The sequence below is a fragment of the Ruegeria sp. CG1 genome (genome assembly GCF_056537265.1).
In genome coordinates, this window is the sequence record NZ_JBQFRF010000001.1 from 77,810 (window position 1) to 91,265 (window position 13,456).

A 13,456-nucleotide genomic window follows, 5' to 3' on the forward strand; every position below is an offset into this window, starting at 1 on the left:
TCTGTGGGACGACGTAACACTTGTCCAGTCGCCACTTTTGAGGTCGGAATATTTATATGTCAGAAAGACTTAAGGGAAAAAGCGTCCTGGTCACAGCCGCCGCACAGGGGATCGGACTCGCAAGCGCAATTGCAATGGCAAGAGAGGGTGCAAAGGTCTATGCGACGGATATTAACCCTGAACAACTAAATTTGATTCGCGGTCAGAATCTCGAAAATCTCGAAATATTCGAGATGGACGTGACGAATAATGACAGCATTCATCATGGGGTCGCGCGAGCGAAGCCGGACGTTTTGTTCAACTGCGCAGGGTTCGTGCATCACGGAACTATTCTGGATGCAACCGATGAAGAGTGGGATTTCGCCATGGACCTTAATGTGCGCTCAATGGTGCGCACGATAAAGGCTGTATTGCCGGGAATGCTAGAGCGTGGCGGAGGCTCGATAATCAATATGTCTTCCGCACTGGGTTCCATAATCGGTGCACCAAATCGTTTTGTGTATGGAACGACAAAAGCCGCTGTTGTCGGGCTGACGAAATCGGTAGCCGTGGACTTCATAACAAAAGGAATCCGGTGCAATTGCATTTGTCCGGGAACAGTCGACAGTCCCAGTTGGCGTGACCGCGTAGATGCGTTGGGCGAGCAACTGGGCAGCAGAGAAGAGGCCCTTGCACAATTTGTGGCGCGTCAGCCTATGGGGCGTGTAGCGAAAGCAGAAGAGATTGCTGCATTGGTCGTCTATCTGGCGAGCGATGAAAGTGCATTCACCACAGGACACACGCACATAATTGACGGGGGTTGGTCAGGCCAATGACAAAAGTATCAAAAAACGATTTGCGATCTCGCAGGTGGTTCATGAATTCTGAGAACCTTGAGATGACGGCATTGTATCTGGAAAGATACCTGAATTACGGATTGACCCGTGAGGAACTGCAATCAGGCAAACCGATCATTGGCATTGCTCAGACCGGCAGTGATTTGAGCCCCTGTAATCGGCATCATATCGAATTGTCCAAACGTGTTCGCGATGGAATCATCGCCGCCGGGGGAACGTGCATCGAAATACCGGTCCACCCGATACAAGAGACAGGTAAACGGCCAACGGCGTCACTCGACCGCAACCTGGCTTATCTGTCCTTGGTTGAGAGTCTATTCGGGTATCCGATTGATGGCGTTGTTCTGAACATTGGTTGCGACAAGACCACGCCCGCGCTTCTTATGGCCGCTGCGACCGTCAACATCCCAGCGATTGCCCTGTCGGTCGGCCCCATGCTCAACGGTTGGTGGAAAGGTGAACGCGCCGGATCGGGAACGGTTATTTGGAAAGCGCGCGAAGACCTTGCGGCTGACGAAATTGACACCGATGAGTTCATGGAAATCGCAGCCGCCGCAGCACCTTCGGTGGGTTATTGCAATACGATGGGAACAGCAACGACCATGAATTCGCTTGCTGAGGCCTTGGGTATGCAATTGCCCGGATCAGCAGCCATTCCAGCCCCGTATAGAGAGCGCGGTCAAATCAGTTATGAAACGGGTAAACGCATTGTGGACATGGTCTGGGAGGATCTACGCCCGAGCGATGTGATGACACGTCAGGCTTTTGAGAATGCGATTGTTATCAACTCTGCGATTGGCGGATCGACGAACGCGCCGATCCACCTGAATGCAATCGCCCGGCATCTTGGTGTTCCGTTGACCAACGATGACTGGCAGAAACTTGGCCACGACGTTCCACTGTTGGTTAACATGCAGCCAGCGGGTAAGTATCTGGGCGAAGACTACCAACAGGCCGGAGGTGTACCCGCCGTTGTCGGAGAGCTTCTTGATGCTGGATTGCTGCCGCATCCCGATGCGATAACGGTGAACGGCAAGACAATGGGCGACAATTGCTCGGCACGCCGGTCTCAGAATAGCGACGTAATCAAGCCCGTCAGTAACCCGGTTAAGCAACAGGCGGGGTTCATCAATCTCTCGGGCAACCTGTTCGAGAGTGCGATTATGAAGACGTCTGTGATCTCACAGGCATTTCGAGAGACCTACCTGTCGAACCCGGATGATCCGGATGCATTTGAGGGCAGGGCGGTTGTGTTTGATGGGCCTGAGGACTTTCACCATCGGATTGATGATCCTGCAGAAAACATCGACGCAAACTGTATTCTGATTATGCGCGGAGCGGGACCAAAAGGATACCCTGGTGCTGCAGAGGTCGTGAACATGCGGCCGCCCTCATATTTGTTGAAACAGGGCATCGAAGCCCTTCCTTGCATCGGTGATGGACGGCAATCCGGTACATCAGGAAGTCCGTCTATCCTGAATGCCTCACCCGAAGCTGCAGAGGGTGGTGGATTGGCTTTGGTGCGAAATGGTGACCGACTGCGCATCGATCTTGGCAAAGGCACAGCAGATATGCTGGTTTCGCTCGAAGAACTGCATCAACGCGCCCGCGATCTGGAGGCAAAGGGTGGTTATTCAACCCCGCCCAACCAATCCCCGTGGCAGGAATTATTCCGCGAAAAAGTAGATCGGTTGGATCGCGGTATGACGCTCAAGGGTGCAGAAAACTACCGCGATATCGCGCGAGGCTTCATGCCACGCGATAACCACTAAAAGGAACAGAAATGAAACTTGTTCGTTACGGAGCCAAGGGCTCGGAAAAGCCAGCCCTGGTCGACTCTGAGGGTCAATTGCGGGATCTGTCCGCTCATATCAATGATATCACGGGGGATATGTTGGATGACGGAACGCTTGATAACCTGCGGTCATTGGATCCGAACAACCTGCCAATTGTAAAGGGTGACCCTCGTATCGCTCCGTGTGTCGGTGACATCGGCAAATTTCTTTGCATCGGTTTGAACTACTCGGACCATGCTGCAGAAACCGGCGCAGATATTCCCGAGCATCCGATACTTTTTTTCAAGGCGAACTCGGCTGTCATTGGTGCTTATGACGATGTTGTTATGCCGCGGGGGTCTACACATACCGACTGGGAATGCGAACTGGGGGTCGTCATTGGTAAGACAGCCAAATATGTTTCCAAGGCCGACGCACTCGAATATGTTGCGGGCTATTGCATTGTAAACGACGTGTCGGAAAGGCATTTTCAAACGCAACTGACAGGTCAATGGACCAAAGGAAAATCCTGCGACACTTTTGGCCCTACCGGCCCGTGGCTAGTGACCCGGGATGAGGTGCCGGATCCTCAGTGTCTTGGTATGTCTCTGGATGTAAACGGTCAGCGCATGCAAACCGGGAATACCGCCACGATGATCTTTTCCGTTGCCGAGATCATTGAGCATCTAAGCCAACTTTTTACACTGCACCCCGGTGACGTCATTTCAACTGGAACACCGCCTGGTGTTGGAATGGGAATCAAACCGGAACCAGTTTATCTGAAAAATGGCGACGTCATGGAGCTTCGTATCGATGGGCTTGGTGTTCAGCGGCAAAAGGTCGGCCAAGATGACTGACTTGTTGCAAATCGGAGGGATCACTGAACGGATGCGAGGACGCCTGTCTTCAGTGTTCAATATTCATCAATTGGACGATTTCAACGCGGAAAGTATTACGCATATCGTAACGAACGGGCATGATGGCGTTCCGCATGACCTAATGATTTCACTCAGTAATCTGAAGATGATCAGCGTCTATGGAGTCGGCTACGACGCCGTCGACGCTAATGCTGCGGCTGAGCGTGGGATTGTTGTGACGCACACGCCCAATGTGTTGAACAAAGAAGTCGCAACCACCGCCGTTCTGCTGTTGCTGTCATGTTATCGAGAGCTCATACGTGACGATGATTACGTCCGGTCCGGGCGATGGGAAGTTGAAGGTAATGCCCCTTTGACGCGATCAGCGGACAATCAAAAAATAGGCATTCTTGGTCTTGGTCGCATTGGTCAGGCGATTGTTGATAAGTTGGAGCCGTGGGCACCCGAAATCTCATATCACACCCGCAATCAAAAGGATGTCCCGTACCGATATTTCGACAATTTGGTTGAAATGGCAGAGCATGTGAACGTTCTCATATGCATCACGCCTGGCGGCCCGTCGACCAATAGGCTGGTCAACGCTGAGGTGTTGCGCGCGTTGGGGGCAGGCGGCACTCTGATAAACGTTAGTCGAGGTTCGGTTGTCGACGAAACTGCCTTAATTACTGCATTGCAAAATGGTGAGCTCGGGTGGGCAGGGCTTGATGTCTTCGAGGACGAACCGCGCGTTCCAAAAGCATTGCGCGAGTTGTCCAATGTCGTTCTGCTCCCTCACGCTGGTAGCGCGACTTTTGAGACGCGTGCAGCAATGGGTGACCTGACTGTCGACAATCTGCTGCAACACCATAAGGACGGATCGGTGATCACAGCTGTGCCGGAATGCAGAGATCTGTAATAGGCCAATCTGAAAAGTGTTTGAGTTTGCTGTCGCGGTTTTCTTTCTGCTGATTACGCCGGGACCGGGTGTTCTAACAACTGCGGGTATCGGATCAGCATTTGGTTTTCGAGCTGGACTAGCCTTTGTGGCTGGTCTGATGCTGGGCGGGTTCATCAACATGATGTTAGTTGTCTCTGGAGTCGCTGCGGTTGCTTTGGCTGTACCGGTGCTTAGAACTTTGTTGCTATTCGCCTCTGTCGGGTATCTGGTATTTCTCGCCTGGCGTATTGCCAGCGCCGGCTCAAAGGTCGGATTTTCTCCTGCGGTTTCGCCGCTTGGTTTTGCGAACGGTCTGACACTTCAGTTCATCAATCCCAAGGCTTACGTGGTCGGCACAGCATTGTTTTCAGGGTTTGCCTTTTTGCCCGATGCGCCCGTTTGGGAGGTCGTCATAAAAATCGTAGTATTCAATATGATTTGGGTTCCAGTGCACATGATCTGGCTGGGTGCTGGCGCAAAGCTGGGTAGCCTTGATTTAAGCGAGAGATCGCATCAAAGGATCAATATTGCGATGGCCGCTTCATTAATGGTGGTTGTGGTGATTGCCTTGGGGTCGGCGCTATGAACGATATCTAAGTCGGTCTTACTTAGCAGGCGATTGGAAGCTGCAGATCAAAGTGACGCCGTTATTCCACCATCGACATAGAGAGTATGACCATTGACGAAACTGGATGCAGGGGAAGCAAGGAAAATGGCGGCGCCGACAAGTTCTTCTACATTGCCCCAGCGACCGGCCGGGGTACGTTTCTCAAGCCATGAGCTAAACTCTGGGTCGGCAACCAAGGCGGCGTTCAAAGGTGTATCGAAATATCCAGGCGCAATGGCATTGCAGTTTAGACCATACTTAGCCCAATCAGTTGCCATTCCTTTTGTAAGATTGGTCACGGCGCCTTTTGTCGCCGTGTAAGGCGCAATACCCGGTCTTGCTAATGCGGATTGAACCGACGCAATGTTAATGATCTTACCAGACTTTCTTTCAATCATGTGCCGTGCCACAGCCTGACCGACGTGAAAGACGGACGCTACATTTGTCTGTAGCAGGCGCTCGAAGGCATCAGCGGGGAAATCCTGTAACTCCGTCCTGTGTTGCATTCCGGCGTTGTTTATCAGGATGTCTATTGGGCCGACTTTTTCTTCAAAGTCGTCCACAGCAGATCGGACACCTTCATGATCGGTTGCATCGAACGAAAGTTCGCGTACCGAGGCGCCTGTTTCGCTCAGCTCGGATGCTGCTGCCGCTAGTTTAGTGGCATCGCGACCGTTCAAAACGACCTCCGCACCGGCAGCAGCCAAACCACGAGCCAACGCAAATCCAATGCCTTGGCTAGAGCCTGTTACGAGCGCGCGTGTTCCCTCTAGGCTAAACATTTCAAGCGTCATGCAAAAATCCCTTGGTTGTCAGCACCGACTATCCGTATCTTTTGGCAATCTGTATAGGGAGTCCGTGCAATGTCTTCGGCCAGTGTTGCTGTTGTTATCCATGCCGCAAAAGATCTGAGGTTGGAAAACCGGGATGTGCACGACGTGGGGCCAGACGAAGTCTTGATTGCCATGCGCGCGGGAGGGATTTGCGGCTCTGACCTGCATTATTATAACCACGGTGGTTTCGGCGCGATCAAGTTGCGTCAACCGATGGTGCTTGGACACGAAATCGCCGGGGAAATAGTGAGAGTTGGGTCAAGTGTGCAGGGGTTGCATTTAGGTCAACTGGTTGCAGTATCTCCATCCCGACCTTGCCAATCCTGCCTTTATTGTCTGAACGGGCAGCAAAACCACTGTCTTGATATGAAGTTCTATGGCAGTGCGATGCCGTTCCCGCATATCCAAGGCGCTTTTCAAAGCAAACTCGTAGCGAAAGCCAGTCAATGCGTTCCGGCAGATGGGTTAAGTCCTGCGCAGGCCGCTATGGCCGAACCTTTGGCGGTCTGTTTGCACGCGATTAAACAAGCCGGGAGCCTCTTAGGTAAAACGGTACTTATCACGGGATGCGGTCCAATCGGCTGCCTCACGATCTTGGCGGCGCGTCGTTCTGGGGCGGCCAGAATAGTGGCGACGGATATCTCGGACCAGACCCTCGCTCTGGCGCGTGAATGCGGGGCAGACGATGTCATCAACACCTACACCGATCCGCAAAAACTGGAGCAGTTTGAAAACGACAAGGGTCAGGTTGATGTACAACTTGAGTGTTCCGGGGCTCAATCGGCTCTGGCTTCTGGCGTCGCATGCTTGCGACCGGGTGGAAAATTGGTTCAGCTTGGTCTGGGCGGAGATATGACTGTGCCGATGCAGGCGTTGACTGCAAAAGAGATAGTGCTTCGCGGGTCTTTCCGTTTCCATTCCGAGTTCTCAGTCGCGGTCGAGATGATGCGAAGCGGACTAATAAACGTCGACCAGTTGGTGACGCATTCCTTCGAGGTTGGCGAGGCCATCACTGCTTTCGAGGTCGCGTCCGATCGAACCCAATCAATGAAGGTGCAGTTAACTTTTCCGGATAATGACAATGGATAAACGAACGCGTGATATTGCAAAGACTTATGAAAGAGACGGTTTCGTAGCTCCGCTGGATATCCTGACAGCTTCTGAGGTCCAAACGCTGCGCGATGATTTTGAGAAAGCTGAGCGCATTCTCAGAGACGACCCAGATAAACTCAAGCTTCTATATTCTTATCCGGACAGGCTGATACCATCATTCGATGCACTACTTCGCCATCCGAAGCTGATTGAGGCTGCTTCAACGGTGTTAGGGCCGGACCTCATGGTTTGGAGCGGTGCACTTTTCGTAAAAGAAGCGCGATCATCGAAGATAGTCTCGTGGCACCAAGACTTGACCTATTGGGGATTGGATGATGCTGAAGAGGTTACCTGTTGGGTTGCGATTTCAGAAGCGTCTGAGCAAAGCGGGTGTATGAAGTTTGTTCCTGGCAGCCACAAAAGCCGTATCGTGCCTCACGTGGACACCTTCAGCGAAAACAATCTTTTGTCACGCGGGCAGGAAATCGCAGTCGATGTGAACGAAAAAGATGCAGTTGCTGCCGAATTGCGTGCAGGGCAGGCATCCATGCATCACGGGCATCTCTTTCACGCATCAGGGCCCAATAACACAGACGATAGACGCATTGGTGCGGCGTTGCGTTTCATAAAGCCTTCAATGAAACAGCAGAATGGCGTGAAAACTTTGGTTGCGCTTGTCGCAGGGCGAGATGATTTTGGGCATTTTTTACTTGCGTCCTCCCCTCAGGGCTTTTTGCATGAGAACGATTTCGTTTTGTGTCAAAGGGATGCAGACCGCAAGAAACAAATACTCTTCGCCGGAGTGTAATGGTTCCCTTCGCAAGTTCAGAACCATTGTTATTTCGCCCCGATAGCCGACCTGAAGCGCGAAAACTGGTGGACTTACAAGTGTTATCATCGTCGCTCAGCTTTTCTTCCATCGGGCAAAAAACTGAAGAGGTCGTCTACGGCAAGCTCGAAATTAGACTATTCATCGCTAGCTCATAAGGCATTCTGTTTGGTCTTGTCAGAAGAACTTTGCTTAAGCGGGGTAGGGGTGTTGCATAGCTTTTGCCCATGACCAGACCTGCCTCTTTCAAATATTTCAAAACCAGCCCCGAGATCATCCTCCTGACCGTGATGCTGTACATCCGTTTCCCGCTCTTGCTTCGGAATGTCGAAGATTTGTTGCACGAGCGAGGCATCGACGTGAGTCACGAAACTGTCCGATATGGATGGAACAGGTTCGGTCCGATCTTCGCCTCTGAGATCAGACAAAAGCGGGTGCAACAACTGCGTGCATTCTCGAAATGGAAGTGGCAGGTGGACGAGGTTTTCGTGAAGGTGAATGGCAAGAAACATTACCTCTGGCGGGCCGTAGATCATGAGGGCGAAGTGCTGGAAGCAGTTGTCATCAAACGTCGAAACAAAGCTGCAGCATTGAAATTCCTCAAGAAATTGATGAAGCGATGCGGTAAAGCGGAAACCGTCGTCACGGATCGCTTCGCCGGATACAGAGTCGCGGTCAGAGAGCTGGGCACGCTCGAAAAACAACCGACGGGTAGGTGGCTCAACAACCGCGTCGAGAATTCGCACCTGCCGTATCAACGACGCGAGCGCGCGATGCAGGGTTTAAGGCGCATTCGAAGTTTAAAGAAATTCGCTTCTGAGCATTCCTCCGTATACAACCACTTTAATCAGGAAAGATCCCTCACCAGCCGAGCCTCCTTCAAGCTGACGCGAACCGCCGCTCTTGACGAGTAGCGTCAACTTTGTTCCGGATAGGTTCACGGTTTCCGCGGCAAATTGAGACTGGTTAAAATTCGTCTGACAGCACTTGCATCCAAATCAATGGGTCCAGAGTCTAGCTGAGATTGGTTCATATTTGTTCTACTGCGTTATCTTTCCATGTTGGCCCACGTTTAGGGTTCCCTTCTCCTGCACCTCTGCGTACACGCCCATATCCATGTGGCCCAAGTGTTTCCGAATAAGGAACGGGATTTTCAGGTCTCGTTCGGCTGTTTGAGGGTTAACTTCGGTAGCGGCACATCTTTTTGTTCGCGAAATTATCTTTAGTTTCACATCGCCAAAGGCCAAGGTTGAGCCGACAGAGTCCAACTCGGAAAATGGAGGTGGTCCGTCCAATTCAATATTCGCACGAAACCTTGCCGGGTGTATTTCCACATTGAGCTCTCTACTAAGTGCATCAACAGACGTTAGGTTGAGAACGGAAATTGCGTTCATCATTTTTGGCGACACGACCGAAACGTCTGTGAATCGATGCGGATGGGAAGAGACAAACACTGGCGGTTCGGGGTCTCTTAAGTCGAGTGTGTTATTGAGGAAACTCGCCGCGTCCAATTGCCCGTTTGGCTCACTCATATCGAAGTGGAGAGTTTTCCTTCCGTGCTTAATTTCCAGCAATTGAGTTTGAGCGTCGAATTTGGTTTGCAGTCCAGCCAGTCTTGCTTCGTTCAAAAGCACAACAAAGCGGTCTTTTCTCAATGGTTTTGGATCTCGAGGGTCGAAACCGGAGTTGTAGCGGGCAAAGCCGAATAGGCGGTCACCAGGAATGCCGTCACCCGCTCGCAGGTTTATGGTGCTTAGTGGTTCCGGGCTCAAACCTTTGATTGGGTAGCGGTTCATCCGGACAATGGTGAGTTTACTCATAATTGGGGTCCTGGCTTGTCGAGATATCCGTGTGGTGAGGCTGGCTAGCGCCCTCCTAGCGATCCTACATTGGAATCTTGGTTGAACGGCAAGAATTGGGCTTCGGCATAATCATGGATAAGCTCGGGTTGGAAATGCAATACCGTCGGTGCCTTGATTTGAAGAATCAGTGCGTTTGATTTCGAATTCCTTCTTCCTTTGCGCTTGATGAACCTGAGTGATCGAGAAGAAGAAATATATAGTAAAAGCATATTATTACTGGGAGATATCGATGTGTCGGCGGTGATTTTGAGGTACGAACCTCAAAATTTTCTGGACTTGAGGTGCGTACCTCAAATAGCCTTATAGACATGCCGCGATTCGCACATCCTCGAATGACGGCGCAAAAAAGGGAGGAATGGATGACTTACTCAAAACTGGCCTCGGCCAGCGCAATAGTCCTTGCCGCTACTACTCTTTCTACAAGGGCATATGCCGAAGACCTGACACTGTGTTGGGCAGCATGGGACCCGGCCAACGCTCTAGTTGAGCTTTCAAAAGAATTCGAAGCTGAGTCCGGCCATACTATGAACTTCGAGTTTGTGCCGTGGCCAAATTTTGCGGACCGGATGCTGAATGAGCTGAACTCTGGGGGTAAGCTCTGTGACCTGTTGATCGGAGATAGTCAGTGGATCGGCGGGGGCGCTGAAAATGGTCATTATGTAAAACTGAATGATTTCTTCGATGCTGAGAGCATCAGCATGGACGATTTCGCGCCGGCAACGGTTTACGCCTATTCGACATGGCCCAAAGGTACTCCGAACTACTACGCATTGCCCGCAATGGGGGATGCAAACGGCTGGTTCTATCGCAAGGACTGGTTCGAGAATCCGGACATCCAAGCTGCGTACAAGGAAGCAACAGGGCAAGATTTGCGTGAACCTCAGTCTCAGAAAGAATTGCTGCAAATCGCGCAGTTTTTCCAGGGTCGTGAGATCGATGGAAAGACGGTCTACGGTGCGGCGATCTTTACAGAGCGTGGGTCCGAAGGGATCACCATGGGTGTGACCGGAGCGCTCTATCCGTGGGGCTTCAAATATGAAAACACACCAGGATCCTACGATATGGAGGGTGCCGTAAACTCGCCCGAAGCAGTCGAAGCGCTAGAGTTTTACAAAGAATTCTACAAAACAGCGACACCCCCAGGATACACAAACTCCTACATGGGAGAGAGCTTGGACGCCTTTAAGTCCGGTCAGGTCGCCATGGCTATGAACTGGTTCGCGTTCTTCCCGGGTCTCTATGCCGATCCCAATACCGGTGGTGACAAGATCGACTTCTTCGTGAACCCACCACAAAATCAGGCAGGCTCGACACTGGGCGGACAAGGTATCTCTGTTGTCAGCTACTCTGACAAACAGGACGCCGCGCTTGAGTACATTAAGTGGTTCGCGCAGCCAGAAGTTCAGGCCAAATGGTGGGAACTAGGCGGCTACTCAGCACATAATTCGGTGCTGGAAGATCCTGGTTTCGTAGACAGCCAACCGTTCGCCGGTGACTTCCTCGAAGCAATGGCCGGGGTGCAGGATTTCTGGCAAGAGCCTGCCTACGCGGAACTGCTGCTGGCAATGCAGAAGCGCATCCACGACTACGTGGTTGCCGACCAAGGCACAGCTCAAGAAGCGCTTGATCTTCTGATCGAAGATTGGACGGAAGTCTTCGAAGACGAAGGCAAGCTTTAGTCCGGACACAGGCAGGAGCGGGTGCAAACCCGCTCTACCTTCACCCGTGAGTCCTAAACCAACAAGAACTGGCAAAGAGATGTCTGACAGGACCGTAGATCGCGTTGCGCAGGCAACGCCCGAGCGAGTTGCGCGAAAAATTCGGGGGTTATCCGACCGCGCGATCGCCTGGGTATTCATCTCCCCAACGATATTTCTACTGCTGGCGATCAATATCTTCCCTTTGATCTGGACCATCCAACTGAGCTTTACCAACTACAAGGCCAACCGGATCGGCCGTGAAGTCAAAGATGTCGGGCTCAGGAATTACGAGCGTATCCTGACGGACTCGGACACCTGGCTGAACATGCAGGCGACGGCGCATTTCCTGTTCTGGACGATCTTTTTTCAGGTGCTGATCGGATTTACTCTGGCGTGGTTGATCAACAAGAAATTCAAGGGCAACGATCTTTGGACCACGATTATCGTGCTGCCAATGATGCTGTCCCCGGCGGTTGTCGGGAACTTCTGGAAGTTCCTGTATCAACCTCAAATCGGACTGTTTAACTACATCGTGTCCTGGTTTACCGGCAAGGACCCGTCGAGCTTTGAAATGCTGGGATCCGTGACGTTGGCTCCGTGGGCAATCGTGATTGTCGACACCTGGATGTGGACCCCCTTCGTGATGCTTATCTGTCTGGCCGGGCTGCGCAGTATTCCCGATTACATCTACGAGGCAGCTGAGATCGACAGGGCCAGCAAGCTGCGCCAGTTCTTTACGATTACCATCCCGATGGTCCTGCCATTCCTCATGTTGGCGGTGCTGTTTAGAGGGATCGAGAACTTCAAGATGTTCGACCTGGTGGTACAGCTAACCGGCGGTGGGCCGGGGTCTGTTACGGAACTCACTTCGATCAACCTGAAACGCGAAGCCTTTGAGAAATGGCGCACGGGCTATGCCTCGGCCTATGCGATTATCCTTTTCGTCACCGTGTTCGGCCTTGCGTCGATCTACGTCAAAGCTCTGAACAAGGTGAAACAGAGATGAGCAGTTTTTCCGTCACCGAACCTTCGAACCGTTCAAAGTGGATCGCCGGGTTTCTAGTTATCACCTATGCGCTGATCACGATGATCCCGCTGGTTTGGATTTTGCTAACTGGCTTCAAGTCTCCAGCCGACGCGATCAGCTATCCGCCCAAGGTTGTCTTTGACCCAACGCTTGAAGGCTATGTTAATCTCTTCACCACTCGCACACGGCAGACGCAGGAGTTCCTGGAAGCAAACCCGCCACAGAACTGGGCCGATGAGATCGTCCGCCAATACGACATGGTGATTGTCGGGCCATCCAAGTTTGGCGAGCGTTTTATGAATTCGGTGATCATCGGGTTTGGATCGACGTTCCTAAGCATCTTCCTTGGCACCTTGGCTGCTTATGCATTCAGCCGTTTCAAGGTGCCGCTCAAGGATGACCTTCTGTTCTTCATCCTCAGTACGAGAATGATGCCCCCGGTTGCCGTTGCGATCCCAATCTTCCTGATGTTCAGAAACCTCGGTCTAAGCGACACGCATTTGGGGATGATCCTTCTCTATACGGGTGTGAACATCTCGTTGGCTGTTTGGCTGCTGAAAGGGTTCATCGACGAAATCCCGCGAGAGTACGAGGAAGCGGCACTAATAGACGGCTACACCCGGTTTCAGGCGTTTTACAAAGTTGTACTGCCGCAGGCTGCGACGGGTATCGCTTCGACAGCGATCTTCTGCCTTATCTTTGCATGGAACGAGTATGCGTTTGCCGTGTTGCTGACATCCGCGAATGCGCAGACCGCGCCGCCCTTTATTCCCACCATCATCGGGATCGGTGGGCTGGATTGGCCTGCAGTTGCGGCTGGTGCCACGATATTCCTGATTCCGGTCATGATTTTCACCATCCTGATGCGCAAACACCTGCTGCGCGGGATCACATTCGGAGCGGTGCGCAAATGAGCGAGTTTCTATCAGGATTAATGCGTTTTCGCCGAGGCCCATGGGAGATGGTCGCGACCATCCTCATCGCGGTCGGCGTATTTATGCTGATGCAACCGTTCGTCCTTTGGGCGTTCACTTATTCCTTCATCGTTACGCTGATCGGAACTGTCATGTTCATCATCGTCAGCCATTTTCCGGAGTAGAA

General features: G+C 52.0%; 14 protein-coding genes. 12 read left to right on the forward strand and 2 right to left on the reverse strand.

The genetic code is table 11. The features are described from left to right. Nucleotides 1-56: 56 nt before the first annotated feature. The 5 genes from ACR0AU_RS00395 to ACR0AU_RS00415 are packed head-to-tail and all read left to right on the forward strand — an operon-like array spanning nt 57 to nt 4,991. Nucleotides 57-815 (forward strand): SDR family oxidoreductase, encoded by a 759-nt coding sequence (locus ACR0AU_RS00395; protein WP_170512738.1) that lies wholly within the window; start codon nt 57-59, stop codon nt 813-815. Beyond that, nucleotides 812-2,608, forward strand: a complete 1,797-nt coding sequence (locus ACR0AU_RS00400; RefSeq protein ID WP_480795136.1) for an IlvD/Edd family dehydratase — start codon at nt 812-814, stop codon at nt 2,606-2,608. Before ACR0AU_RS00395 ends, ACR0AU_RS00400 begins: the two co-directional genes overlap by 4 nt. Nucleotides 2,609-2,619: 11 nt before the next feature. Next, nucleotides 2,620-3,468 carry a fumarylacetoacetate hydrolase family protein gene (locus tag ACR0AU_RS00405; protein WP_170733451.1) on the forward strand — a complete coding sequence of 283 codons (849 nt, stop codon included), beginning with the start codon at nt 2,620-2,622 and terminating at the stop codon, nt 3,466-3,468. Next, nucleotides 3,461-4,384: a 2-hydroxyacid dehydrogenase gene (locus ACR0AU_RS00410; RefSeq protein ID WP_170733450.1), complete on the forward strand. Its 924-nt coding sequence runs from the start codon at nt 3,461-3,463 to the stop codon at nt 4,382-4,384. Before ACR0AU_RS00405 ends, ACR0AU_RS00410 begins: the two co-directional genes overlap by 8 nt. 16 nt (nt 4,385-4,400) lie before the next feature. Continuing rightward, on the forward strand, nt 4,401-4,991 hold the full coding sequence (locus tag ACR0AU_RS00415; RefSeq protein ID WP_170403474.1) for a LysE family transporter: 591 nt from the start codon (nt 4,401-4,403) through the stop codon (nt 4,989-4,991). A gap of 47 nt (nt 4,992-5,038) precedes the next feature. On the opposite strand, the gene ACR0AU_RS00420 is transcribed toward ACR0AU_RS00415, so the two are convergent. Beyond that, entirely contained in the window at nt 5,039-5,806 is a 768-nt protein-coding gene (locus ACR0AU_RS00420) for an SDR family oxidoreductase (protein ID WP_480570454.1), read from the reverse strand. Nucleotides 5,807-5,875: 69 nt separating this feature from the next. Here ACR0AU_RS00420 and ACR0AU_RS00425 point away from each other — a divergent pair, with 69 nt between their 5' ends. The 3 genes from ACR0AU_RS00425 (at nt 5,876) to ACR0AU_RS00435 (ending at nt 8,680) form a co-directional block, all read left to right on the forward strand. Beyond that, on the forward strand, nt 5,876-6,934 hold the full coding sequence (locus ACR0AU_RS00425) for an L-idonate 5-dehydrogenase (protein WP_480589861.1): 1,059 nt from the start codon (nt 5,876-5,878) through the stop codon (nt 6,932-6,934). Beyond that, complete coding sequence (locus tag ACR0AU_RS00430; RefSeq protein ID WP_480589864.1) at nt 6,927-7,745, forward strand: phytanoyl-CoA dioxygenase family protein; 819 nt, start codon at nt 6,927-6,929, stop codon at nt 7,743-7,745. Before ACR0AU_RS00425 ends, ACR0AU_RS00430 begins: the two co-directional genes overlap by 8 nt. A gap of 248 nt (nt 7,746-7,993) precedes the next feature. Next, nucleotides 7,994-8,680, forward strand: coding sequence for an IS6 family transposase (locus ACR0AU_RS00435; RefSeq protein ID WP_170733448.1), 687 nt, complete (start codon nt 7,994-7,996; stop codon nt 8,678-8,680). Between the two features lie 126 nt (nt 8,681-8,806). Here the strand turns inward: ACR0AU_RS00435 and ACR0AU_RS00440 are convergent, their stop codons facing one another. After that, entirely contained in the window at nt 8,807-9,586 is a 780-nt protein-coding gene (locus ACR0AU_RS00440; protein WP_480795137.1) for an MOSC domain-containing protein, read from the reverse strand. A gap of 401 nt (nt 9,587-9,987) precedes the next feature. Between ACR0AU_RS00440 and ACR0AU_RS00445 the strand changes: the two genes are divergently transcribed. The 4 genes from ACR0AU_RS00445 to ACR0AU_RS00460 all read left to right on the forward strand — a co-directional run bounded on the left by ACR0AU_RS00445 (nt 9,988) and on the right by ACR0AU_RS00460 (nt 13,454). Next, nucleotides 9,988-11,307, forward strand: a complete 1,320-nt coding sequence (locus ACR0AU_RS00445; protein WP_170424759.1) for an extracellular solute-binding protein — start codon at nt 9,988-9,990, stop codon at nt 11,305-11,307. A gap of 79 nt (nt 11,308-11,386) precedes the next feature. Then, a complete protein-coding gene (locus tag ACR0AU_RS00450; protein ID WP_480570443.1) occupies nt 11,387-12,334 on the forward strand; it encodes a carbohydrate ABC transporter permease in 948 nt (315 codons plus the stop codon). Then, nucleotides 12,331-13,269 (forward strand): carbohydrate ABC transporter permease, encoded by a 939-nt coding sequence (locus tag ACR0AU_RS00455; protein ID WP_010442361.1) that lies wholly within the window; start codon nt 12,331-12,333, stop codon nt 13,267-13,269. Before ACR0AU_RS00450 ends, ACR0AU_RS00455 begins: the two co-directional genes overlap by 4 nt. After that, nucleotides 13,266-13,454 carry a hypothetical protein gene (locus tag ACR0AU_RS00460; RefSeq protein ID WP_170399676.1) on the forward strand — a complete coding sequence of 63 codons (189 nt, stop codon included), beginning with the start codon at nt 13,266-13,268 and terminating at the stop codon, nt 13,452-13,454. The genes ACR0AU_RS00455 and ACR0AU_RS00460 overlap by 4 nt, the downstream gene beginning before the upstream one ends. Nucleotides 13,455-13,456: the final 2 nt, after the last annotated feature.